Annotated in this window: 18 protein-coding genes, 1 pseudogene and 1 riboswitch; of the genes and pseudogenes, 14 read left to right on the plus strand and 5 right to left on the minus strand. The window is 33.7% G+C overall.

Annotated features, from left to right (window positions below):
• The first annotated feature begins 349 nt into the window (after positions 1-349).
• Positions 350-4009, plus strand: coding sequence for an Ig-like domain-containing protein (locus tag GMC_RS0109955; RefSeq protein ID WP_010521997.1), 3660 nt, complete (start codon positions 350-352; stop codon positions 4007-4009).
• A gap of 47 nt (positions 4010-4056) precedes the next feature.
• Here the strand turns inward: GMC_RS0109955 and GMC_RS21260 are convergent, their stop codons facing one another.
• Together GMC_RS21260 and GMC_RS0109965 are read right to left on the minus strand one after the other, a co-directional pair.
• Entirely contained in the window at positions 4057-4401 is a 345-nt protein-coding gene (locus GMC_RS21260; protein ID WP_094766282.1) for a S41 family peptidase, read from the minus strand.
• Positions 4385-5224 carry a hypothetical protein gene (locus tag GMC_RS0109965; protein WP_138940605.1) on the minus strand — a complete coding sequence of 280 codons (840 nt, stop codon included), beginning with the start codon at positions 5222-5224 and terminating at the stop codon, positions 4385-4387. The genes GMC_RS21260 and GMC_RS0109965 overlap by 17 nt, the downstream gene beginning before the upstream one ends.
• 283 nt (positions 5225-5507) lie before the next feature.
• Between GMC_RS0109965 and GMC_RS0109970 the strand changes: the two genes are divergently transcribed.
• From GMC_RS0109970 to GMC_RS0109990, 5 genes are all read left to right on the plus strand, one after another.
• Positions 5508-5873: a BlaI/MecI/CopY family transcriptional regulator gene (locus GMC_RS0109970; RefSeq protein ID WP_010521998.1), complete on the plus strand. Its 366-nt coding sequence runs from the start codon at positions 5508-5510 to the stop codon at positions 5871-5873.
• Position 5874: 1 nt separating this feature from the next.
• On the plus strand, positions 5875-7200 hold the full coding sequence (locus GMC_RS19655) for a M56 family metallopeptidase (RefSeq protein WP_010521999.1): 1326 nt from the start codon (positions 5875-5877) through the stop codon (positions 7198-7200).
• 30 nt (positions 7201-7230) lie between these two features.
• On the plus strand, positions 7231-7656 hold the full coding sequence (locus GMC_RS0109980; protein ID WP_238527965.1) for a peroxiredoxin family protein: 426 nt from the start codon (positions 7231-7233) through the stop codon (positions 7654-7656).
• A 245-nt stretch (positions 7657-7901) separates the two neighbouring features.
• Positions 7902-8165 carry a hypothetical protein gene (locus tag GMC_RS0109985; protein ID WP_029489707.1) on the plus strand — a complete coding sequence of 88 codons (264 nt, stop codon included), beginning with the start codon at positions 7902-7904 and terminating at the stop codon, positions 8163-8165.
• On the plus strand, positions 8162-8515 hold the full coding sequence (locus tag GMC_RS0109990; protein ID WP_010522002.1) for a hypothetical protein: 354 nt from the start codon (positions 8162-8164) through the stop codon (positions 8513-8515). The genes GMC_RS0109985 and GMC_RS0109990 overlap by 4 nt, the downstream gene beginning before the upstream one ends.
• A 47-nt stretch (positions 8516-8562) precedes the next feature.
• Here GMC_RS0109990 and GMC_RS0109995 read toward each other — a convergent pair whose 3' ends face one another.
• The 3 genes from GMC_RS0109995 to GMC_RS0110005 form a co-directional block, all read right to left on the minus strand.
• Positions 8563-9870, minus strand: coding sequence for an NAD(P)/FAD-dependent oxidoreductase (locus GMC_RS0109995; RefSeq protein WP_010522003.1), 1308 nt, complete (start codon positions 9868-9870; stop codon positions 8563-8565).
• 155 nt (positions 9871-10025) lie between these two features.
• Positions 10026-12473 (minus strand): replication restart helicase PriA, encoded by a 2448-nt coding sequence (gene priA / locus GMC_RS0110000; RefSeq protein WP_010522004.1) that lies wholly within the window; start codon positions 12471-12473, stop codon positions 10026-10028.
• Positions 12474-12560: 87 nt separating this feature from the next.
• Positions 12561-14549 carry a putative porin gene (locus tag GMC_RS0110005; protein ID WP_010522005.1) on the minus strand — a complete coding sequence of 663 codons (1989 nt, stop codon included), beginning with the start codon at positions 14547-14549 and terminating at the stop codon, positions 12561-12563.
• A gap of 143 nt (positions 14550-14692) precedes the next feature.
• Between GMC_RS0110005 and rnhB the strand changes: the two genes are divergently transcribed.
• From rnhB to GMC_RS19660, 8 genes and pseudogenes are all read left to right on the plus strand, one after another.
• A complete protein-coding gene (gene rnhB, locus GMC_RS0110010; RefSeq protein WP_029489708.1) occupies positions 14693-15286 on the plus strand; it encodes a ribonuclease HII in 594 nt (197 codons plus the stop codon).
• Between the two features lie 481 nt (positions 15287-15767).
• The gene (locus tag GMC_RS0110020; RefSeq protein WP_010522008.1) at positions 15768-17954 is read left to right on the plus strand and encodes a hypothetical protein; all 2187 of its coding nucleotides are present in this window, start codon (positions 15768-15770) and stop codon (positions 17952-17954) included.
• 305 nt (positions 17955-18259) lie between these two features.
• A riboswitch (SAM riboswitch) is annotated at positions 18260-18366 on the plus strand.
• Positions 18367-18427: 61 nt separating this feature from the next.
• A complete protein-coding gene (locus GMC_RS0110025) occupies positions 18428-19411 on the plus strand; it encodes an alpha/beta fold hydrolase (RefSeq protein WP_010522009.1) in 984 nt (327 codons plus the stop codon).
• Between the two features lie 77 nt (positions 19412-19488).
• A complete protein-coding gene (locus GMC_RS0110030; protein ID WP_010522010.1) occupies positions 19489-19932 on the plus strand; it encodes an OsmC family protein in 444 nt (147 codons plus the stop codon).
• Entirely contained in the window at positions 19919-21094 is a 1176-nt protein-coding gene (locus GMC_RS0110035) for a trans-sulfuration enzyme family protein (RefSeq protein ID WP_010522011.1), read from the plus strand. Before GMC_RS0110030 ends, GMC_RS0110035 begins: the two co-directional genes overlap by 14 nt.
• Positions 21095-21243: 149 nt before the next feature.
• The gene (locus GMC_RS0110040; protein WP_138940607.1) at positions 21244-22134 is read left to right on the plus strand and encodes a hypothetical protein; all 891 of its coding nucleotides are present in this window, start codon (positions 21244-21246) and stop codon (positions 22132-22134) included.
• 11 nt (positions 22135-22145) lie between these two features.
• Positions 22146-22325 (plus strand): hypothetical protein, encoded by a 180-nt coding sequence (locus GMC_RS0110045; RefSeq protein ID WP_029489710.1) that lies wholly within the window; start codon positions 22146-22148, stop codon positions 22323-22325.
• A gap of 681 nt (positions 22326-23006) precedes the next feature.
• Positions 23007-25786: pseudogene (locus GMC_RS19660) on the plus strand (bifunctional aconitate hydratase 2/2-methylisocitrate dehydratase).
• Positions 25787-25812 lie beyond the last annotated feature (26 nt).

Below are 25812 nucleotides of genomic sequence, written 5' to 3' on the forward strand. Positions count from 1 at the left end.
ATAATTATTTAATTGTTTTTTAATTTTTTGCTTTTTATTATCACTGTTTTGTTATGATAATGTTTTCGCTTTTTTGGAAGAATTTATTTTATATAGCAAACAATACTAAGTATACTATCAGTTCGTTTGTCTAATAGTTTTGAAGAGTTGAATAAGAAATAACTATCAATAAGGTGTAATTCGAAAACTCAGAATAACAATATTAATATGATTCAGCTAAAAAAATTATATCGTTTTAGTTGATAATTTGTGAAAAAAATAATGAAAATAACATCAAACCATTTAATTACATAAAACAACTAAAATAAAGGAGATTTTATGGTTTACTCCAACTCTAACTTTTACAATTATGAAATGTTTAAAATTTGTGGTAGCAGCTTTATGCTTCACTTCAATTGGTGCGTTAGCACAAGATTGGGATGGTATTCCAATACCTGCGTCGGCACCTTCGGGAATGACTTGGGAACTAAATCCAGTATCGGATAGTTTTAATTACGAATCAAACAGTCGTGCTTTGCATCCAGAGTTTGAAAAACGATGGAATGAATTGTACATTAATACCTTTTCAGGGCCATCGGCTACCTCGTATCATAAAGATCATACTTGGATTACTGGTGGTAAGTTGAATATTCATGCAGCTTGGGATGCTTCCTTACCAATCATTTACACAGGTTGTATTTCTTCAAAAGAGCCGTTGACATATCCAATGTATATGGAAGCTAGTGTTTTGCAAGCTGGATGTATGTTGGCCAATAATATTTGGATGATTAGTGCTGATGAAACAGAGGAATTAGATATGTTGGAATCTTATCCTAACATAAGAGAAAATCAAGAATATTTTGACAAACGTATTCATTTGAGTCATCATACTTTTATTAGAGAACCTTTTACAGATTACCAACCAAGAGACGAGGAAGGAGTTTTTGGAACTTGGTATATGGAAGACGGTAGAGATAGCTGGAGAGGTGAATATTTTACGATTGGTGTGTATTGGGTAAATCCTCACCACGCACAATATTACATTAACGGTAAGTTAGTTAGAACAATCAAATCTAACGAACATAATTTTATTGATCCTGAAGGAAATTTGTCTGAGCACACTACTACATTTGATGCAATTGATAAATTTGGATATACTGGTGGTACAGGTTTAAGTAAGCCTCAACATATTATCATTAATATGGAGCAACAATCATGGATTACGGAAATGAATGTTTTTCCAACTCCAGAAGATCTTGATGATGCAAATGGTCGTAACTTGTTTATGGTGGATTGGATTAGAGTATATGATGCAGTACCAACAGGAGGAAAAGTTCCTGTAACTGGAATTGATGTTGTTGGCGATAGGGCTATAACTATCCGTCCAGGTGAAACTGTTGATTTAGGATTTGCTATTACTCCTGCAAATGCAACTAAAAAAATTGTTACTTGGGAAATTAGTAATAAGCAAATAGCTAAAGTAAATGGATTGGGTCAGGTTACAGGTCTTTCAAATGGAACAGTGGGAGCTACAGTAACTACTTTTGATGGAGGGTTTTCAGATGTAGTAACAGTAACAGTTGCTGGAGAGCCTATCGGACCAATTGATCAGACAATTTCAGTGGATGCCGTTAGTATTTCACCTAGTGTTTTAACTTTAGAAGCAGGTGAAACCAGTAAAGTTACAGCTGGAATCATCCCTTTTAATGCTACCGTTCAATCAGTAGTATGGTCTTCATCTAATTCAGATGTGGTTACTATAAGTAATATAGGTGATATTATTGCTGTTGCAGAAGGTACAGCTACAATTACGGCTACTACACTAGACGGAGGTAAAACAGATTCAATTACTGTTACTATTACTGCAGGTACTTCAACAGGAGGTGGTAATGGAGGAACTCCAACAGTCCAGGTTGACGGTGGTACATTAACTGGAGGACCATTTACATTTACTGTAGGCGATGGAGTAGCTGATAACGTTTCAGGAGTATCGCTTTCTGGTAACGTTGGCGCAAACTCTCAGTATGTAGTTACTGATGATTCTGGAAATATTTTGGGATTACCACCAACACCAGAAGCTGTAAACTTTGATGATGCAGGTGAAGGAACTTGTTTTATTTACCATGTAAGTTTTGAAGGAACGCTGAATGGATTATCTGCGGGTGAAAATATTTCGGGCTTTTCAGGTGATTTTGATCTTTCCAACCGCATAAGAGTAGATAGAAACCAAGCTACCGCTCCAAGTGGTATTAATGGAGGAACGCTATCAGGAGGACCATTTACTTTTACAGTAGGAGATGGAATAGCTGACAACGTATCAGGTGTAACGCTAACAGGTAATACAGGTGCAAATTCTCAGTACGTAGTTACTGATGATGCAGGTAATATTTTAGGATTGCCACCAACACCTGAGGCTGTAAATTTTGATGAAGCAGGTGCAGGTACTTGTTTTATTTATCATTTAAGTTATGATGGTACTATTGGCGGATTAGCTGCAGGTAGTAATATTTCAGGGCTTTCAGGTGATTTTGATTTATCAAACAGAGTACGTGTTGATAGAAATGCAGTTGTAATTCCAGGAACACCTTCTGGAGATGTTATAATTATTGAAGCAGAAAGCTTAACAAGTACTGATGGAACCTATGATGATGCTAGTGCAGGAGGTTCAGGTCAAGGTGTGAACGTTATTGCAATTGGTGTAAATTTTGTAAATAGTGGTGATTATGCAGACTATACAATTAATGTGGGTACTGCAGGGGATTACGCTATTGAATACTTAATTTCTACGCCATCAAATGATGCGCAAATTCAAATAGCTGTTCAAGGAACATCTGAAACAGTTACAGATAATGTGCCTAACAATGGTGATTGGGAAGATTATACTGCTTTAACTTCCAGTTCAGTACTTAGTTTGAGTGCAGGAGTACAAACTATTAGAATTTCTGCTACAGGAACCAACCTTTGGCAGTGGAATTTGGATAAAGTGACTTTAACTAGACAAAACGGTGGGACAAGCACTCCTATTGTAAGTGGAGGAACATTATCAGGAGGTCCGTTTACATTTACGGTTGATGGAATTGCAGATAACGTGTCTGGTGTTACGGTTTCAGAAAATCAAGGAGCAAATGCTAATTGGGTGGTTACCGATGAAGACTTAAACATATTAGGTTTACCACCAACACCACAAGCTGTTAATTTTGATGAAGCAGGAGTAGGAGTTTGTTTAATATGGCACATTTCATATGAAGATGGTTTAACAGGACTTGTTGCTGGACAAAATGTTTCAGGACTGCAAGGAACTTATGAGTTGTCATCAAATTCAGTGCGAGTAAATCGTATTGCGGCGCCTAGTGGTGGAAACGCAACTCTTGTTATTGAAGCTGAAGATTTTGATTCAACAGATGGAACCATTGACGATGCACAATTTGGAGGACAAGGATTAGGCGTAAATGCAGAAGCTAATAATATCAACTATGTAAACAGTGGTGACTATGCGGAATACAGTATTGATGTTGCTGTTGCGGGTACATATAATATTGACTATTTAATTTCTTCTCCTTCAAACAACGCTCAAATTGAACTAGAGGTTGTTGGTTCTGGAGCATCATTAACGACCAATGTGCCTAACAACGGACAATGGGATAGTTTTGAACCTTTATCAGGGGGTACTGTTGCATTAACTGCAGGTACAAATGTGATACGAGTTACAGCTACAGGAAGTAATGTTTGGCAATGGAACTTGGATAAAATCACATTATCAACAGGAACTTCAGGCGCTAAAGATTTGGATGATGTAGCTTCACTTGAATTAATAGTATATCCAAACCCTTCAACTGACATCGTGTTTTTAGATGGTTTAAATAGTAATAATTCAGCTACTATCCATTTATACGATATTTCGGGTGCAGAGTTTAAAGCAGAATTAAATGCGGATAATTCAATTAATGTTGAAAGTTTAGCACAAGGTGTTTATTTCATTACAGTAATAAATGGAGTAGCTAAGCAAACTGCTAGATTCATTAAACACTAAGTTTGATAAAAGAATAGTCATCTTTTAATATAAACGGAATCCGAGCTTCATTTTTTGAGGCTCGGATTTTTATTTTCTACAGTATTTAGAATCCATTCAAATTCAGGATCTAATTGTTGTGCTCTGTCTTTTTGTGTTGGGGTAATTCGTATATCAGGTTTAATTCCATAACCCTCTATTTTAGATTTAAAAGGAGTTTCAACTTGCATTAAACCAAAACTTAATTTTACATTTGAATTTTGTAGTGCCACGGTTTTATAAATTCCTGCAACTGTTCCGTTATAAGCCCCGCCTGTTTCATCTCCTACAAATATTGCGCGCTTGGTTGCATGTAAATTGCTAGCAAGTATAGACGAGGCAGAAAACGAAGTGCCATTAATTAATACATATATATCCTTTAAAGTTCAAAGCGTTGGGTTTGCTTTCTTTTTTTTGAAGCAGAAAATTTATATGTATACTTTCTATTTTTTTTTCAGCAGTTGTAAGTTTTGTTTTTGTAATTTTATCTGATAGTGGGCGCTCTTGTTTTTTGTATTTATCTTTAAGTTCACGCTTAAACGTTTTGTTGAATATGGAATCGTTTTTTTTCAATTTAAGTTGAATGGTATCTAGTACCACTCCTTTATATTTCAAATAATATCCTGAAAAATAATGTCCAATTATCGAATTGTAAAACGTGGTATTATAGCCGTCGGAAGCAATTAATTTTTTTGTATCAGCAATTATTTTCTGAATAGGTTCATTGTTTACGGTAAGGACTTGGCTACCTATAAGGTTTTCATGTTTTTCGCTGTAGTCCGCACTAATTAAAAAAGCATCCGACACTTGTTCAAATTCAAGCTTATTGAAATCAAATGATGTTTTTGCACGTTGTTTTTTCTGTTTTCTGGATCGTTTTATAAAAGGAGGAGTGACGCTAATATGTCCTTGCCTAACTTGTGCCACAACAGGAGCAAGTTTTTTATAAAACATATGACTTGTTAATGGCGCCTGTATACATTGTTTCAGGCTGTCAAATTTATAGTCCAGTTGATCCTTGGAAGTGTATCGGTAAAGTTTAGGATGAAGTTTTTTTAACTCATTATAAGTCTCATCTACATCGCTCTGCAAATCAGTTATACTATGTTTATTTAAAAGCTCAGCATTGTATTTTTTTGTGCTTACGCAAGAAGTGATAAGTAGTAAAATGGAAATTAAAGTAATAGGCTTCATCATTTTGTTTCTGTAATTCCGGAAAAATAGTTGGATGTGTCATTAGTTACAAATAGAATACCAATTTATTACATAATTACTCAATTAGTCCAAAGAATAAGTAGCGTTAAGGTAGAAACATAAAAAAACTTTAATTTATCAAAGAAAAGCTACTATCAGAAATGATCAACAGTTATTTGCTAAAAACTGGCAACTATTACCTAACAATTAAATACCTTAAATTCTTTTAACAAAACTTTTAAACTAAAAAATTAGTTTAAACTAAAAGCTTAGTTAAATTTGAATAATGAAAAAGCAACTTACTAAAGCAGAAGAGGATGTTATGTTATTGCTATGGCAGTTAAATAAGGCTAGCGTAGCTGAATTAATAGCGGAAATGACAGCTCCTAAACCAGCCTACAATACGGTTTCTACTATTATCAGAATTCTTGAAACAAAGGGTTTTGTTGATCATGAAAAAAAAGGAAAGGGATATATCTATTATCCAATTATAAATAAAAAGGACTATAGCAAGCAGTCCATTAACAAATTAATGGAAGGCTATTTTGGCGGGTCATTTAAAAGTATGGTGTCATTTTTTGTCAAGGAAAACAATGTAAGTGTCGCTGAACTCGATGAGATCTTGAAGGAAATAAATTCTGAAAAAGAATAAAATGAATCATTACATAATACAGGTACTCATTTTACAAGCGCTATTTTTTTTGTTATATGAGCTTGTACTTAAAAAAGAAACCTTTTTCAAACTCAATCGTGCTTATCTTTTAGTAGCACAACTTGTAGTTATTGGGCTTCCATTTATTAATATTAATGTATTAAGCGGTCAGCTTCCAAAGCAACTTAAAACTACTTATGTGCAAGTATCTTATAACCTTAACAGGATCAATAATTTTAATGCGTTAGAGAAAGCGAGTACTTATGATTTTAACTGGATGTGGGTTATTTATTTTGGAATGGTGGTTTCGTTTGCATTGTTTGGTGTAAAATTTTACCACCTCATTAATCTCATGCGGTCAGGAAATTTAATTAATAAAAACAAGTACAAACTTATACTGTTGAGTAGTAAAAATAACGCTTTTTCGTTTTTGAATTTTATTTGCATAGGAAATAATATAGATAAAGAACAGCAGCAACAAATTATTGCTCATGAATTAGTCCATGTACAACAAAAACACACTTTAGATTTATTATTTTTTGAGCTGGTTCGAATTTTATTTTGGTACAATCCCTTTGTGTACCTATTTCAAAAACGAATTACTGAAATACATGAATTTTTGGTAGATGATACTTTAACGCGTCAAAAGGATAAAAAACAATATGCAAGATCTATCATAAATGAAATTTTTAACACCCAAACATTTTCTCTAACAAACAGCTACTCAAAAAAATCATTAATAGCCAAACGTATGAAGATGATTTTTAAAGAAAAATCTAAAAAAAGTGGCTACTATAAGTATTTAACAATTTCGCCAGTTATTCTAATAGCCGTAGTATATGTTGCCTGTTCTAAAAACGACAATAATTTTCAAAATATTAAGCCAGTACCAGCATTATTGACAGCTATACACTTTGAAACTGGTCCTATGGATAAATGCTTGGAATTCGTTCCTCAATTTAGCGTTGATGTTGATAACTTTCTTAAAATAATCAATACAAGATCAACAACTGATGCAGTTGTAAAACTTGTAGCACTGGATAATTCAAATAAAAAAGAGCAAATATGTCGAATTGTTTTCATTAAAGCCAATGAAATTTATGTGATGAAAAATATTCCACCGGCAAAATACTTCCTTAAAATCACTTATGGAAATGAATGGATGGTACCAAAATCAGGTAATGATTGCATGGGTTACTTTGCAAAAAATGAGCAGTTTGAATTAGGAGAAGATACTCTAGATTTTAATATTGTGAAAACAGCAAGTGGGATTGATGTGCCGTCTTATGAACTATCGCTTTCCGTTGATGATGAACAAACTAATTAGTTATTTTAGATGAACAATAAATTGTTATTCTTGTTAATATCCGTAATTATCTTTACTACTGCAAAATCTCAAGGGATACATTTGGACGCATATACTCCGATTAAAAATATTGAGGGAAACTATATTAACCTTGTAGTATTTGACAGCTTAATGGATTCAGGTAAACATACTATGCGGACAGTTGTCAATAAGGATAAAACTTTGAAAAACATTCATCTACAGCAAAAAACAGCCGCAGATAGTACTTTTGAAAAAATGGTAAACCCCGGTTTAGAAAAAAAAGATAATACAGCACCAGATTTTAATGTAAAGTCAATTACTGGGACTGAATATGTATTAAAAGAATTAGCTGAAAAAATAATCGTTTTACACTTTTGGAATACTCAATTTAAACAGTCCATTTCCAGTACCACAATAATGAATCAAATATTTGATAGCTATAAAAATAACCATTAGATTAAAATATTATCGGTTGATTTCGGATCAAAAAAGTCACTGCTAAAATTAATAGAAAATCAATCATTTAAATTTGATGTCATAAGTCAAGGCGGAATTCATTTTAAAAAATATGCCGTTTCATTTCCAAAATTTATTGTAATTAATGCTAAAGGAAAAATAAGTTACGAAACTAAAAATGCAGCTACTGCTTTTAATGAAATAACTACCCATATTGAAACTGAACTTAATAATCGTTAACTGATATGAATTCGCATTTATCATCAATTTTGATTCTTATATGTTTTTTGACTTGTTCATTAAAGGCTCAAAATAGAAACTTTTATGAGGATCATCCCATAACGGTTTCGGAATTTTATACCAAAGCAGCTATCGATACTTCGTACATTGCGAAAATTAATCGAAAGTATGCAGAGACTTGGATGTTTATTGATTACCAAACGGGGGATGAGGCCTATTGTGCAAATAGATATTTCTATGTTTTAAAAAATAAAATAGTTTTACATTGATTAATAAGGATAAAACCAAAACCAATATATGGGTCACTTTTTTACGCATTATTGGCAAAAGCCGTCACAGCGTTGAAAGAAAATGTTTTGTCAAATACAATGAATCATTCACAGTTAAAAATTTAAAAGAAGGTGCTTATAATATCCAAGTAGTACATGGAACTAAATGGAGGCAGCCTTTAAATAACATTAGCTGTAGCGGAAGGTTTTCAGAAAATGAATCTGTAACCTCATGGGCTTGTTCAAAAATTTATAATATTGAAAAATATAGCCAGCACACGTACACCAGTTTAAATGAACCTTCGTCAACATATTACGATGAAAAGCAACAAGTAATGCGCTGTAAATAATACGGTTATATTAGTTCGGGTTTAAATTACTCAAATAAAATCGGGAATTATACCACGTTAGTGTCTTCCTTAGCTTTAAATGGCGTTATAATTAGCCTTGAAGCCTTATCAAAATTAATATAATTATACACCCAGTTAAAAAGGGTAACCACTTTATTCCTGAATCCTACTAAAAAAATTAAGTGAATAAACATCCAAATAAACCATGCAAAAAAGCCGCCGAAGCGTAATTTATTAATGTCCACAACGGCTTTATTTCTGCCAATTGTAGCCATTGAACCTTTATCAAAATATTTGAAGGGCAGTAAGGGTTTTCCGTGGCGTAGCGCTAACAAATTTTTAGCCAAATGCTTGCCTTGTTGTATGGCCGGTTGAGCTACCATAGGATGCCCACGTTCATAGTCTTCGGTTTGCATTAAGGCGATATCGCCAATGGCAAAAATATCATCAAATCCAGCTATTTGGTTGAATTCGTTAACTTTATATCGGTTAGCTCTTTCAATCAAAGAATCACCACTAATGCCATCAATTGGCGCTCCAGTTACCCCTGCAGACCATATAAATGTTGCTGATCGCAGTTCCAATTCGGTATTGGTGGATACCAGATGATTTTCATAATTAGTCACCATTGTTTCTAAATGAATATGTACCCCAAGTTGCTTTAAAAATTTCTCTGCATTTTTACTTGCTACAGGACTCATGGGCGGTAATATTCTATCGGCACTTTCAATGACGTGAATCTGCATTTCGGAAAAATCCATATCGGGATAATCCCTTGGTAACACATTTGCTTTTAGTTCTGCAATGCCACCAGCAAGTTCAACACCTGTAGGTCCTGCGCCAACAATAACAAAATTTAAAAGCTCTTTACGTAATTCAGGATCGGGTGTAATTACTGCTTGCTCCAAATTTTCAAACATTAAACTACGTAATTTAAGTGCTTGTGGCACACTTTTCATACGCATGGCATTTTGCTCAATAGTTTTATTTCCAAAAAAATTAGTCCTAGCCCCGGTAGCTATTACCAAAAAATCATAGGTGATACTCCCTATATTTGTGAAAACTTCTTTTTTTACAGGATCAACATTGGAAACTTCAGCCATTCTGAAAAAAGTATTCTTTCCTTTTTTTACAATTTTTCGAAATGGATAGGCAATTGATTCTGGCTCCAGAGATGAAGTAGATACTTGGTATAAAAGTGGTTGAAACGTATGGTAATTTTGTCTGTCCAACAATACAATCTGAAAATCTTTTCGGGTAACTAGCTCTTTAGTTATAGAAACACCTCCAAAACCACCTCCAATAATTACTACTCTAGGTTTGGTAGTATTGGGAATATTTAATGTCAAGTCCATTATAATAAGATACAAAATTTACAACACTCTTTCTATTTAAAGAACAAGTATGACGCTACTGCAAGTAGCTAATTTTAAAACTACAAAACAATAAAAAATGCGTAATTATTTGCGATAACCTTATAGTTCAATTTAGGTGTTTGGTTAATTATAATTTAAGCAGTATCAACATTAATAATTATACGTACGCCACTGTAATTTTTAATGCTTTCAAAGGTTTTTATCAACTTTAATAAATAGGATTTAGTTTTAGATATACTTTGTTCAGGTGGTATTTTGAGTAAAATATTCTTATTGTATTGATTGCGAATACGCGATACAGCAGGAAACTCCGGGCCAAATACATTTTTTTGAAATGAATTCCGAAGTGCTTTTGCAAGCCAATCAGCAGCCTCGTTTGTTTTGTTATAATCGCGATGACGTAGGGTGAGTTTTATCAACTTGCAAAAAGGGGGATAGTGGTATTGTTTTCGTTCTTGCATTTGATCCTTCCACATACTTGTGTAATCATTAACGGAAACTTGCTGTAAAATTTGATGTAACGGATTAAATGATTGAATAATTACCTTTCCTCTTTTTTTGAACCTCCCTGAACGCCCTGCTACCTGACTTAATAATTGATAAGTACGTTCATGCGCACGATAGTCAGGAAAATGTAACAACCCATCTGCATTCATTACTCCAACTAAATTTACATTTTTAAAATCCAAGCCTTTGGCTAACATTTGAGTACCCACTAAAATATCAATTTCCTGTGCCTCAAACTTTGAAATAATTTTTTGGTGCCCAAATTTGCCTCGGGTAGTATCTTGATCCATACGATCCACTACGTGTTTGGGAAATAACCCTTTCAATTCTTCCTCCACCTGCTCCGTTCCCAATCCTTTTGTTAATAATTGTGTACTGCCACAGGCTCGGCATTCAAATTGTTCAGCTATTTGATAGCCACAGTAATGACAGCGTAACTTTTTAGTGTACTTGTGGTAAGTTAAGCTTACATCACATTGCGTACACTGCGGGACATAACCACAAGTGTTACAAGTTTGGATGGATGAAAAACCACGTCTGTTTTGAAATAAAATAACTTGTTCTTTAGCATCCAATGAGGTCTGAATTTCCTCCAGTAATCGATCACTAAAATGACCTTTCATTAATCTTTTGCGGTATTTTATTTGAAGATCCACCAATTCAATATCCGGCATTAAAATGTTTTTATGCCTTTTATTTAAAGTTACCAAACCGTATTTGCCACTTTGCGCATTTGCATAAGTTTCCACACTTGGTGTAGCTGATCCCAGTAATACCTTAGCTTTAAAACTATGCGCCAAAACAATGGCAGCATCCCTTGCGTGGTAACGCGGTGCAGGGTCGTATTGTTTATATGTTTGCTCGTGTTCCTCATCAATAACAATAAAACCTAATTCTTGAAAAGGCAAAAATAAAGCCGAACGTACGCCAACAACCAAAAGTGGTTTTCCATTTGAATTTAACACCCTGTTCCAAGCTTCCACACGTTCATTAGCAGAAAAACGTGAATGATATACTACTAAATAGGTTCCAAAAACAACTTTTAAACGTTCAATTAACTGCGTTGTCAGTGCAATTTCTGGCAACAGAAACAAGACTTGCTTGTTGGCGTCTAATTCTTTTTTTATGAATTTACTGTAAATTTCAGTTTTACCAGATGAAGTTACCCCGTGGAGTAAGCATACATTTTTTTTTTCAAACGCAAGTTGTAACGCTTGGTAGGCTATTTTTTGATGCTCGTTTAGCTCATAGTGCCCTTTGGATTGCATGTTTGCGAAATTCACCCGGTCCACTTGTTCTTCAAATACCTCTAGTATTTCTTTTTTTGCCAAAGCATTTAACGTACTTGTAGTTGCTTTAGCTAATTCCAGCAGTTCTTTAGTGCTTACTTTATCTTTTTTTCCACTTAGCGTGAAGTAATGTAAAACAACCTCACGTTGTTTTGGGGCATTGGATAAGCCTTCCAAAATAATTGGTAATTTTTCTGCAGTGCTATTTGGATGTAATTTTACCCATTTTTGAATTTTTGGAGTGTATTTTTCTACTACGTATTCTTCAAGGGTAATGATCTTTTTTTTGAGTAACGCATAAGCCACTGGCAGTACTGTTTTTTTATTCAGAATTTTAACTAATTCCTGAATTTTGAGGCTGCTTGAAAATTGTAAGGCTTCGTACACTAAAAATTCATCATCTTTTAATGTGGTGACATCTACTTCAATTTCTTTATTTTTTATTAAAACTGTTTCTCCTTCTAACAACAATGCCGATGGTAGCGCTGCTTTCAATAATTCACCATTAGTACACATGTAATAGTTAGACATCCATTGCCACAAAGCCAATTGGCTTTTCAAAACCAAAGGTTGTTCATCCAATATGCAATCAATTTCTTTGGCTTCGTAAATTTCAGGATCTTCATGATGGATGCTTATTACTATTGCCGCATATAATTTTCGTTTTCCAAAAGGAACCGAAACACGCATTCCTACTTGTAAAAATTTAGCTTCCGTTTCATTTACTTGATAAGTAAATGTGTGCTTTACAGGAATTGGTAATAAAACATCAATAAAGTACGTCATACTCAAATTTAAAGATACGCAGCTGGAATTAAAAGTAAACTAACAGGTGCTTTAAAATTAACTTAGCATTTGTTTTTAAATAACAGCTTATAAAAAGAAATTCCAAACCAAACCAAAGCGGATCAAAAAATCTCGGGCAGGATAATTTGGGGCTACCAGATCGGTATTTTGGGCTAGTAAATATTGCGCATTTTCTAATTTAAAAAATATGCGTGTTTGGCGTACTTTGGCATTCAAAAACAAATCTACAATTGGGTAATTTCCAAGTTTAAGCGAATTCTGTACGTAGTTTTCAGCAATAATAGGATCATAGCCATCCACAAAATAACTAGTAAAATATTTAAAATTAATCCCAATTTGTGCAAACATAGCACGCTTAAATACGTGATTTTGATAGTATAATGTATTCCGGGTTACAAATTGAGGTACATTATAAATTTCTTCAATATCATCGCCTAAGGCTTGCTGAAACAACAAGGTATTTGCCAATCGGAAGTTACCAAGGTTAAATTCGCGAAAAGCTTTCAATTTAAATAAATTAATCACATTGTCCGTTTGTAGCGGTGTCGATATGCTTACATTTTCAGTAACAATCCTGCCATTGTTGGAAAAAGTAGTTTCAACATCACGCCTTCCAAAATAAGTGTAGTCATTAATTATTGAATAAGATCCTTCCAAATCAACTATTTTTTCAGCATTAATTTTAGCGGAAAAAGTATTTGTTATTACATTACTAAAGTCATTTTGCCAATTATACCCTATAAAATTACTTTGGTGTAGTAAATAATTATAATTTGGTACTTCGGAGGCTAAACGGTAGCCAAATTTTACAGCAATATTATCCCTATACTGATATCCCGCTTGCCCATAAAAATATTGATTTTCAAATTCACCAGAAATAGTGGATTGTGCATCACCTTCAAGCAAAAAGCCTTTGTAAGTGTTTTTATAATGTGCTACCAAGGATACAATATCTCCTGTTATACGGTTTCCAACAATATCTGAATTGACAAGTGTAGGCGTAGTCCCATCATCTTCCAACCTGCCCCTAATGATTACCCTATCATAACCGTAATTATAATTACTATATTTTATAAAAAAACCTAAATCCCCTAAGTTGGTATTTGAATAGTGTAATCCAATTTGATTGGTAAAATATTCCAATTCTGTTTTATCTCTGAAATTTCCTGAGTTTTCAGCTTCTCCAAAAAAAGCTTCACTTGCACTATCTTGGGTAAACGTAAATTGTTTTGTAGTGTATTCCAGTCGGTGTTTTACTGACAACTCGTTAGGTTGCGTACTGTCTTGAACAAAAATTCGGTATTCATGATCTAAATAAAGGCGTTTTCCTTCCAACTCGCTTTCACCGCTTGTAAAAGACGGATCAAAAGAGCTTCGATTATCAAAATTTTCATTGGCTTCTAAAAACTGTATTAAATCTTGACCTGAAAGCCCCCCATTTTCTTCATTTAAAATTGTTTGATCTGTAAAATGAATATTAGCTACATACCTTTTATTGGGCATGGTGTAACTCAAGGTAGTCCGAAAAGCACGTGTACTGGTAAGAGAATTAATGTAATCGCCCAAGGTACGAACTCCTTTGTAGGCGATGGAAAAATTAATATTTGGCGAAGTATTTACCGTTAAAAAGGCATCCAATTGCTGTCCCTGATCCACAGCAGTTTTATAATATAAATCTGTTAATGGGGTAGGAACGCGATAATAGTTTATATCCTTGGCTTCCAAATACGCCAAATGCCTTACGCTAGCTCCAAAATGAGGCATTTCTTCAAAATATTTAGGTTGTTTGGCTAATTGTACGTAAGGACTTCCCACATTGGCAAAAGGAACCAATTCAAAATCATCTTTACGTAAATAATTAAACTTATAGTCTTTACGAATAGTCAGTGTGGTGTCCAAATAAGTGGTATCTCTTTCGGCAGAAATAATTTGATATAATTCTATTGGAGGCTTTTTTTTCTTTTCTTTTGGTTTTGAAAACTTGCGTTTAGATCCACCTTTATCTTCATCCTCATAATTAGAGCCGCCTAGGTCATCTGGGGTTGTTTGAGCCATTCCAGCCAGGGAACACGCAATAAAAAAAATAATAAACTAAATTGTTTCATACTACTAACTATAGATACTGAAACCTGTTCAGCATAATGACAAAAATATGTTTTTTATACATATATTAGGACTTTCAATTTTGTAATTTGCTTATACTAAAAAAACATTTCAATTTGCTTGAATGTGGCACTGACGAAGCTGGTCGGGGCTGTTTAGCAGGTCCAGTAACTGCCGCTGCAGTACTTTTACCCGATGATTTTAGCGATCCACTTTTAAATGATTCTAAAAAATTAACTGAAAAAAATAGGAGCAAACTGCGCAAAATCATAGAGCAAGAAGCTATTTCCTACAAGGTAACCCATGTTTTTATGGAAGAAATTCAAAAATTAAATATCCTTCATGCTTCCATAGCAGCCATGCAGCGTTCCGTTTTACAGCTAACACCAGCTCCACAATTTATATTAGTAGACGGTAACAAATTTACCCCCGTTGCAAACATTCCGCATGAGTGTATTGTAAAAGGCGATGGGAAATATTTGAATATTGCTGCAGCCTCAGTATTGGCAAAAACGCACAGAGATGCCTACATGCAGCAAATTGATGCAGAGTTTCCAATGTACGGATGGAAACAAAACAAAGGGTATCCTACTAAAATACATCGTAATGCAATACGCGAATATGGTACCACAAAGTACCACCGTATGGGCTTTAAACTACTTCCTGAACAATACAGTTTGGATTTGTAGCTAGAAATTAATGCAACTGTTTTTCATTTCCATTTAAAAAGTTCCAATCACTTCAGTATTTTTGTCAGTAATTACTACTGTTATATTTTAACATAACGCTACAGCAATTCGTATATGTCAGCACAAATAAGTATGATTTCCCATTGTAAAACAACGCTTTTAAAAATAACTTTTTGGATAAGTTTGGTGCTTTTTTTGATTGGTTGTACTCAAAAAACTACTAAAACAGATTCCCCGATTCCTTTTATTCCTGCAAATACAAGCTTTGTAATCAAAGGAAATAATTTAAGGCAAATTCAATCGCATTTTGCAAATAACTCGTTAATTGCAAAAAATAAAGAAAACGTATTAGTCAATTATTTCAAAAAAAATCGGAGGATTTAAACTAATTACGCCTAAAAAACATGATTTTTACCTGTGTTATTCTCCTATTGGAAAAACAGATTTAGGTTATACATTAATAACACCTTTAAAAAGTGGTTTGCTTAGCGCCGAAAAAATAAAGAAATACACCACTGGAAATTTTAATTATAACAATACCGAATATTCCGAAGTAACCATGAATGATAAGGTGTTTTATACCACCACTTTGGATAGTACCTGGATTGCTTCGGATAATAAATTATTGGTTGAAAATAGTATTCGTCAATATCAAAACAAACCAAAAAAGAAACAAAGTAGTCCTTATGCTGATAGTTTTAAGGTGTTGGAAGAGGATGATAATTCATTTTCAGTAGTAATTAATAACAAAAACAATCTTGATATTATTCAGCGCTTATTACCCAATTACGATACTTCAACTTTTGAAACAAAAAACTGGAGTGGCTGGACAGCAGGAGATTTTAAAATTGAAAACAATGCCATAACATTTGATGGAGTGTACAAAGCAAAAGATTCAATTTATGACTACATGAATCTTTTTAATAATACACAGGCTCAAACTAATCAACTTGCTACTATTACACCGACCAATTTTGAAAGTTTTACCTCCTTTACCTACGATAATTATTCTCAGTTAGCAGCTAATATTTCGCTGTACAATCACAAAGAAGCTGATTTAAAAAATGATGCTTTGGATGATTTTATTTCTGAAACCGATGAATTTGGAGTGATACGCTTGGTCAATGATCAAGCCCTTGCTTTTTCTTTGATTGATGAAACTATTGATATACCTGCATATTTAGGTACCGAAACTAACAATGAAACTTTCAGAGATTTTACCATTTCAAAATTAGATGAATCTATTGATTTTAATGAAAAATTAAGTCCATTGATTACTGAAGTTAATCAGGTTGGTTTTTACATTCAATTAGGAAATTTCGTTGTTTTTGCCAAAGATAAAAATGTGCTAAAGGATATTATTACAGCTTCAAAAAATGAAGATGTGCTTCCTAATAAAAACTGGTACACCAATTTTTCAGATCAAATTGCAGATCAGAGTAGTGTACTGCATCTTCAAAACACTAAAACTTTGATTGAAAAAACGGCATCACATGTTGCTGAATCTTACATTAAAAACTGGGATAAGGCAAAAAATGCAGACTATAAATTAGCTGCCATTCAATGTACTGCAGATATTGGGTTTACACATATTCATCAAGTCATTTCAAAATCTGAATCCAAACGATCTGATTTTATTAAAGTTGCTCAAACTGCCAGTACAGTTTTGGAAAATGATATCATAAACAGGCCTCAATTTGTAAAAAATCACCTTTCAAAAGGAATGGACGTGGCTGTACAGGATAAAAGTAATGAACTCACACTTATCAACAATACGGGTAAAATTTTGTGGCAGAAAAAAATTGAAGCTCCTATTCTTGGGAAAATTCAACAAATTGACATGTACCGTAATGGCCGTTTACAGCTTATTTTTACTACGCCATACAAATTACACGTTTTGGACAGGAATGGAAATGATGTGGCTCCATTTCCTTTAACTTTCAATAGTCCAATTACGCAGCCCGTTGCTGTTTTTGACTATGATAAAACTAGAAAATACCGAATCGCCATTGTTCAAAATGATAAAATCAAATTGTACGGTAATAAAGGGCAATCCATAAAAGGCTTTCGTTTTAAAAACAAAGCAAAAGGGACAATTATTTATCCGCCAAAGCATATTAGAGTGGGGAGTAAGGATTATATTGTAGTTAACGAAAGTAATGGAGGAGTTCACTTTTTAAATAGGACCGGAAAGGAACGGATTAAAATAAAATCTGGGTCTACCAAAACTATTAATGATTGGTTTTGGTATAAAAACACCTTTGCTTCTCTTACTACGGATAATCAACTAACCCAAATTACTACATCGGGAAATTTGAGTAAAAAAGCGGCACCAATTGCTATTGAAAATACACAAATTGACGCTACGCTAAAAACATGGGTGTCTTTTGCTGAAAATACATTGAGTATAAAAGATAAAAAGGTAGATCTTGAATTTGGAGTGTATTCCGAGCCAAAAATTTTCTATTTGAAAAATAAAGTTTACATAAGCATTACCGACACACAAACAAGTAAGATCTATTTGTTTGATAGTAATGCAAAACCAATTACAGGCTTTCCAATTTATGGGAACAGTCTCATTGATATGGAAAATGCAGATAAAGATAATGCGCTGGAAATTATTACAATTGGCGAAAAAAATAGTGTGTTGTTTTACAAAATGAACTAAAGCTGTAAATAAGATTTTCTTATAGGTCTCAGGTTTAGTTAAAACTATGCATTTTTAATGCATTTCGCTTTTAGCTTCTAAAAATATTACAAGAGCTATTGGCAATTAGTAATTAGTTGTTGGCTTTAAAATACAGCTAATAGCTAATTGCGAAAAAAAGTAATGACTTTTAGTCATAACCGAAACTATGGTACTTTTAGTCAATAGTGGTTCATTTGAAAAATAAACTAGGTATTCCGTTTAAAAAAAAATTTCTAGAAGTCAATTTTATAAGTATCTTTGTGTTTAAGTTTCATTTACATGATATGTTATCAAGAAAGGTTGAGGGATTAGACCCTTTGAAGCCTTAGCAACCCTTTAAATAGTTAAAGAAGGTGCTAAATTCTACCTAATTAATTTGGATAGATAACAACAGATTATTTCAATAATCTCACCTTGCTTGCACATTATCATTTAATATAAATAAGCAAGGATTGGATTCAGTACTTACCTATATTTCAATTGAAAATTACACCACATATGCTGGGGAAACCATTCATGTTGATTTATCATATCAATTATTTGGACCGCCTTTAGGGAAAGCACCTGTGGTATTGGTTACTCATGCATTAACTGGAAATTCTCAAGTAAGTGGATCCCGAGGGTGGTGGACTAGTTTGGTCGGTGCAGAAAAGGTAATTAATACCAATAAATATACTATAATCGCTTTTAACATTCCAGGAAATGGATATGATGGAAAGCCAGAAAATTTATACGATAATTATAAAATTTTCACTGCCAAAGATATCGCGCGTTTGTTTTCGCTTGCGCTGAAAGAATTACAAGTAACACGTTTATTTGCAAACGTTGGTGGATCTTTAGGTGGCGGTATTGCTTGGGAGCTTTCGGTGCTGCAACCAAATTTAGCAAAAAACTTAGTCGTAGTAGCTACGGATTGGAAAGCTACAGATTGGGTAATAGCCAATACAAAAATACAGGATGCTATTTTGTTAAATTCCAATAATCCATTACACGATGCTCGTATGCATGCCATGTTAATGTATCGTACTCCTGAGTCTTTTACCATGAAGTTCAACCGAACAAAAAATGAAAGTTTAGGGATGTTTAATATTGAAAGTTGGTTGCAATATCACGGAAAAAAATTGGAAGAACGTTTTCAGTTAAGTGCTTATAAGCAATTAAATTACATATTGAGTACTATTGATGTTTCTTTAGAATACAATAATTTTAAAGAAGCTGTTTACGCTATAACGGCTGATATTCATGTAGTAACGGTAGATAGCGATGCATTATTTACGTTAAAAGAAGATAAAGTGACTGTTAGCCAATTGCGCGAAATTAGACAGCGTACTGGTCAAAAAGTAACTCATCAGGTCATTAGATCCATACACGGTCATGATGCTTTTTTAATAGAATATGACCAATTAGATGGTTTTTTAGAACCCATATTTAAATAAAGTTCAAAACAAAATAAAATAGATTTTTACAATAAATAAAGCTGACAGCCGAAAACTGAAAGCCTAAAGCCAAATTTATGAAAGTAACATTAAATAGAGTAAACGAAAAATTCCATTTCCAGGTTAAAAATGAACGTGGATACATGGTCGATTTGGATAAACGAAAGGAGCAAGGAGGTGATGATCTAGGTGCCAGTCCAATGGAGTTGTTGCTTATGGGTGTAGCAGGGTGCAGTGGCATTGATTTAATTGGAATTTTACAAAAGCAACGTCAGGAAATTGAAAGTTATCAAATGGAAGTGGAAGGCGATCGTACGCCTATGGGTGAAGCCAAACCTTTTACAAAAATACACGCTACTATTTTTATAAAAGGAAAGGTAGCACCAAAAAAAGCATTAAAAGCGGCAGAATTATCATTTGAAAAATATTGTTCGGTATCAAAAACATTAGAGCCGACAGCTACAGTAACTTATAGTGTTGTGGTAAACGGAGAAAAAGTAACTACAAATGGAGGAAAATAAACATTTTGAAACAATAGCAGTACGCAGTCAAATTGAACGTACAGCCAATATGGAGCATTCGGTGCCTTTGTACCTCACTTCAGGTTTTGTGTTTGAAGATGCTGAGGAAATGAGGGCTTCCTTTGCGGAAGAAAAACAACGTGATTTATACAGTCGGTACAGCAACCCCAATACAAATGAATTTATTTCAAAAATTTGTAAGCTCGAAGGAGCTGAAGCAGGTTTTGCATTCGCATCAGGCATGGCAGCTGTGTATTCAACATTTGCGGCATTATTAAGTTCAGGCGATCATATAGTTTCAGCACGTTCGGTATTTGGAGCTACTCACGGGTTGTTTACAAAGTACTTCCCAAAATGGAATATTGAAACAAGTTATTTCAGTGTAAACGAAGTAGAAAAAGTAGCAAGTTTGATTCAGCCAAACACTAAATTTATTTATTGCGAAACTCCAACAAATCCAGGTGTAGATGTTTTGGATATGGAATATTTAAGTGATATCGCTAAAAAGCATAATATTCTTTTAATTGTCGATAATTGTTTTGCAACCCCATATTTACAAAACCCAATAAAATTTGGTGCCGATTTGGTAATACATTCTGCAACTAAACTTATTGACGGTCAAGGACGGGTATTGGGAGGAATTACGGTAGGTAACGCTGAGTTGATAAGAGAGATTTATTTGTTTTCACGTTTAACAGGTCCTTCAATGTCTCCTTTTAATGCCTGGGTGTTATCAAAAAGTTTAGAAACTTTAGCAGTGCGTGCTGATAAGCAATGCGATAATGCTTTAAAATTAGCTGAGTTTTTAGAGAGACATTCTAAAGTAGCGTGGGTAAAATATCCATTTTTAAAGTCTCATCCCAGTTACGAGATAGCAAAAAAACAAATGAGATTAGGAGGTACTATTGTTGCTTTTGAGGTTAAAGGAGGAGTGTCAGCCGGAAAAACATTTTTTGATAATATAAAAATGTGTTCGCTTTCAGCAAACCTTGGCGATTCTCGTACAATCGTCACGCATCCAGCATCCACTACGCATGCTAAATTATCTGATAAGGATAAACAGGTAGTTGGTATAACACCTGGTATGGTACGCTGTTCTTTAGGATTAGAGCATATTGATGATATTATTAAAGATATTGAGCAAGCTTTGTCAACTATTTGATAGTTAATGTTTAGTAAATTTAAAGAAGCTCAAAAATTTTTTTTGAGTTTTTTTTATTTTTTAGGGTAGGGTAAATTTAATGTAGCCTGTTACTAATATGAATTTAAATCTGAAAATTAAATAAAACACTAATTATGAAAAATTATTTATTGAAAATTGCATTTATTCTAGCTGCTTGTGTGTCTTTTATAGCTTGCGAAGAAGAAACAGAAACAGAAGTAGATTGCACATTAGAAACAACATTAACTTTTGATGTAAGTGCCGAAACACAAGGAAGAGAAGTTACCCTAATAGCACCATTTTTTGAAGAAGCAACGTATCAATGGTTTATTAATGATGAAGAAATAGAAGCTGGTAATAATAAATCACAATTTTTACATGTTTTTGAAGGTGAAGCAATAAAATTTGATGTTTGTGTTTTAGTAACAAAAAATGGTTGTGAAGAAACCAATCGTGCTTGTGAGGTTTATGAGATTGAAAAAACTGAAGATGAGAGCGAAGGTGAAGACATGTTGATGTGTGATTTGGTACAAGCTATCGTAATGGATCAAGAGACAAAACAAGAAGGTAGAGAGGTGAGATTTGTGGGGCCAACATATGATTTAGTAGGAATAAAAGTAGATTATAAATGGTATGTAAATAAAGAATTAGTTAAATCAGGAGTAGATTTAAATGAATATACTCATGTTTTTGAAAAAGATGAGTTAGTGGATAATACAGTATGTCTTACCATTAGTACTGTAGGATGTGAGGAAGAATTTACAGCTTGTTTAGAGTATAGTGTGCCTTCAAACGGAGGTTGTGAATTTCCATTAGATTTTACTATTGAAAAGATAGGAGACCAAAAAGTGAAATTAACTGTAATAGAAGGTCCTAAAGATTCAGGTTATGTTTGGACTGTAAGTGGCAATACTTTTGAAACGACTGAAGGTGAATTTATATACGATGATGCGCAAGATGGGGACGAATTCTGTTTATTTGTTGAAACTCCAGATTGCCCAAAAGGAAAACAAGTATGTGATACATATAAGAAAAAGTAGAAGGAAGTAGCTTGTCCAGATTTTTTATTAGCTATAAGAATGTAACAGGCTTGGATATTACTGTAGATGTGATTAATGAAAATTCACTGGAAAACTTTACATATACATGGAATGTTGATGGTAAGCTTCCAGCTATAGGAATTAAAAAGCTAGAAAACGGATCTTATACTTTTGATATTGAAGGCTTGTAATTTTACAAAATCATAAGTCATTTTACACAAAAGGCAGTCTTATTGTTAAGGCTGTCTTTGTTAGTTTATCAAAGTTGTGTTTAGGAATTTTAGGCGTATATAATGTTAAGAAAAACCTTACATCGTTTCCTGTGTAAATTTACCGAATTAAAATGCGCCTTTAAAAATTCTACTTCAACATAAAAAAGAATCGTAACACATGCTATGCTTATTTTTTCTGATTTATATAATTCCTAAACCTATCATTTTTCTTTAAGGTTTATTTAAATAGGAAACGGCATCACTTTTATTAATTTCTTTATTTGAGTAGTTATTTTTATCAAATTGATAATTTTAAGTCTTTTTTTTTACTCAAATTAAGATGTTACTAAATAAATAAAAATAAGGGGTGTTGCTGAATGATATTTGTTTTTGGAATCATTCTAAATAAGTAAAATCATTTGTTATATACTCGTTTTTATAAGCATATTTGCAAACGTTTTTTATTTAAATGCACCATGTAATGTTTAAATGGAAAACCGACTTTAACAATCAAAAGTTTTATAAATTTTTAAAAAGTAAAACATCATAGAAAAGGTATTTGATATTTAAAATGTTCAAAATTTATATAGTCCACTTGTTTGATTATATGTGTTTTTATTTTAGAACAAACCTTTGATACTGAAAAGACTTCGATTACATATGAATACTTACAAGGATTACATCAAGGAAATTGCAGAAAGAAAAACGCTGGGACTTCACCCGAAGCCAATTGATGGAGCGGAATTGTTAACCGATATTATAAGTCAAATTAAAGATGTAGATAATGAATATAGAGCAGCTTCTCTTGACTTTTTTATCTATAACGTTTTACCGGGAACAACTAGTGCAGCTGGTGTAAAGGCAAAATTTTTAAAAGAAATCATTACGGGCGAATCAGTTGTTGAAGAAATTTCTGTTGATTTTGCATTTGAGCAATTATCACATATGAAGGGTGGACCTTCAGTAGCTGTATTGTTAGATTTGGCTTTGGGGAGTGATGCTATTTTAGCCAAAAAAGCAGCCGAAGTTTTAAAAACTCAAGTTTTTCTATATGAAGCTGATACAGATCGTTTAGAAAAAGCATATAATGAAGGAGATGACATTGCAAAAGAAATTATAGAAAGTTATGCTAAAGCGGAATTTTTTACTAAACTCCCTGATGTTGAAGAAGAAATTGAAATAGTATCATACATTGCAGGTGTTGGAGATATTTCTACGGATTTATTATCACCAGGAGCTGATGCACATTCAAGATCTGATAGAGAATTACACGGGCAGTGTATTTTTGAACATAATAAGGATATGCAAAAGGAAGTGTTGGCTTTAAAAGAACAACACCCTGATAAGCGAGTGATGTTAGTAGCGGAAAAAGGAACTATGGGAGTAGGATCCTCAAGAATGTCCGGCGTAAACAACGTAGCATTATGGACAGGGATTCCTTCAAGCCCTTATGTGCCGTTTATTAATATTGCGCCAGTAATTGCCGGAACAAATGGGATTGCTCCAATTTTTTTAACAACAGTAGGTGTAACAGGAGGTATTGGAATTGATTTAAAAAACTGGGTAACTAAAAAGGATGAAAATGGAAAAACCATTTACGATGAAGATGGAGAGCCAGTTTTAGAGCAAGTATATGATGTTTCTACAGGAACAGTGTTTACTATAAATATTAAAGAAAAAAATTATACAAAAATGGTAAAGCCGTTAAGGACATTTCCACAGCGTTGACACCTCCAAAAATGGAGTTTATTAAAGCAGGAGGATCTTACGCAGTAGTTTTTGGTAAAAAATTACAAACTTTTGCATGTAAAGTTTTAAAAATTGAAGTGCCTCAAGTATATGCGCCTTCAAAAGAAGTTTCTATAGACGGGCAAGGACTTACTGCTGTTGAAAAAATATTTAATAAAAATGCGGTTGGGACTACCCCAGGTAAAACCTTACATGCCGGATCAAATGTACGTGTTGAAGTAAATATTGTAGGATCACAGGATACCACAGGTTTAATGACCTCTCAGGAATTGGAAATGATGGCAGCAACTGTGATTTCTCCAATTGTTGATGGGGCTTATCAATCGGGTTGCCATACAGCTTCCGTTTGGGATGATAAGTCAAAGGCGAATATTCCAAGGCTGATGAGTTTTATGAATGACTTTGGTTTAATTACCGGGCGTGATCCTAAAGGAAAATACTTTCCAATGACGGATGTAATTCATAAAGTATTGAATGATATTACTGTAGGAGACTGGGATATTATCATTGGTGGAGATTCGCATACGAGAATGTCAAAAGGGGTTGCCTTTGGAGCAGATTCAGGAACTGTCGCCTTGGCTTTGGCTACAGGTGAAGCTACAATGCCAATTCCAGAATCCGTAAAAGTGACTTTTAAAGGCAATATGAAATCTTATATGGATTTCCGTGATGTGGTACATGCTACACAACAACAGATGTTAAAGCAGTTTGGCGGTGAAAATGTATTCCAAGGAAGAATCATTGAAGTACATATTGGAACGTTAACTGCTGATCAGGCGTTTACATTTACGGATTGGACTGCTGAAATGAAAGCAAAAGCTTCTATTTGTATTTCTGAGGACGATACTTTAATTGAATCTTTAGAAATTGCTAAAGGAAGAATTGAAATCATGATCCAGAAAGGAATGGATAACGATAAGCAAGTGCTTCAGGGGTTGGTAGATAAAGCTAATGTTAGAATAGCAGAAATCAAGTCAGGAGAAAAGCCAGCGCTACGTCCTGATGCCAATGCTAAATATCATGCGGAAGTTGTGGTAGATTTAGATGAGGTAATTGAGCCCATGATTGCAGATCCTGATGTAAATAACGAAGATGTTTCTAAACGTTATACGCATGATACGATTAGGCCACTTTCCTTCTACGGAGGTGATAAAAAAGTAGATCTTGGATTTGTTGGATCTTGTATGGTGCACAAAGGTGATATGAAAATTTTAGCGCAAATGCTAAAAAATATCGAGGCACAACATGGGAAAGTTGAATTTAAAGCGCCGTTAGTAGTAGCGCCTCCTACCTATAATATTGTAGATGAATTGAAGGAAGAAGGGGATTGGGAAGTATTGCAAAAATACTCAGGTTTCGAATTTGACGACAATGCGCCTAAAGCAACAGCACGTACTGGATACGAAAATATTTTGTATTTAGAGCGACCTGGATGTAACTTATGTATGGGTAATCAGGAAAAAGCTGAGCCTGGAGATACAGTGATGGCTACTTCAACCCGTTTATTTCAAGGAAGAGTGGTAAAAGACTCTCAAGAGAAAAAAGGAGAATCATTGTTGTCATCAACGCCAGTAGTAGTACTGTCTACCATATTAGGAAGAACTCCTAACATTACTGAATATCAAGCAGCTGTTGATGGTATTAATTTAACCAAGTTTAAACCATCTAGCAAATTATTAGTAAATAGTTAGTAGTTTGCTACTTAGAATAAAAAAAA

Source organism: Aquimarina agarivorans (assembly GCF_000218485.1).
Taxonomy (GTDB): Bacteria; Bacteroidota; Bacteroidia; order Flavobacteriales; family Flavobacteriaceae; genus Aquimarina; species Aquimarina agarivorans.

What these genes read in the sequence shown, in the direction of transcription:
- GMC_RS0109955 (WP_010521997.1), top strand. Translation starts at nt 350, where the DNA reads ATGAAATGTTTAAAATTTGTGGTAGCAGCTTTATGCTTCACTTCAATT.
- GMC_RS0109965 (WP_138940605.1), bottom strand. Translation starts at nt 5,224, where the DNA reads ATGATGAAGCCTATTACTTTAATTTCCATTTTACTACTTATCACTTCT.
- GMC_RS0109970 (WP_010521998.1), top strand. Translation starts at nt 5,508, where the DNA reads ATGAAAAAGCAACTTACTAAAGCAGAAGAGGATGTTATGTTATTGCTA.
- GMC_RS19655 (WP_010521999.1), top strand. Translation starts at nt 5,875, where the DNA reads ATGAATCATTACATAATACAGGTACTCATTTTACAAGCGCTATTTTTT.
- GMC_RS0109985 (WP_029489707.1), top strand. Translation starts at nt 7,902, where the DNA reads ATGAATTCGCATTTATCATCAATTTTGATTCTTATATGTTTTTTGACT.
- GMC_RS0109995 (WP_010522003.1), bottom strand. Translation starts at nt 9,870, where the DNA reads ATGGACTTGACATTAAATATTCCCAATACTACCAAACCTAGAGTAGTA.
- priA (WP_010522004.1), bottom strand. Translation starts at nt 12,473, where the DNA reads ATGACGTACTTTATTGATGTTTTATTACCAATTCCTGTAAAGCACACA.
- GMC_RS0110005 (WP_010522005.1), bottom strand. Translation starts at nt 14,549, where the DNA reads ATGGCTCAAACAACCCCAGATGACCTAGGCGGCTCTAATTATGAGGAT.
- GMC_RS0110030 (WP_010522010.1), top strand. Translation starts at nt 19,489, where the DNA reads ATGAAAGTAACATTAAATAGAGTAAACGAAAAATTCCATTTCCAGGTT.
- GMC_RS0110035 (WP_010522011.1), top strand. Translation starts at nt 19,919, where the DNA reads ATGGAGGAAAATAAACATTTTGAAACAATAGCAGTACGCAGTCAAATT.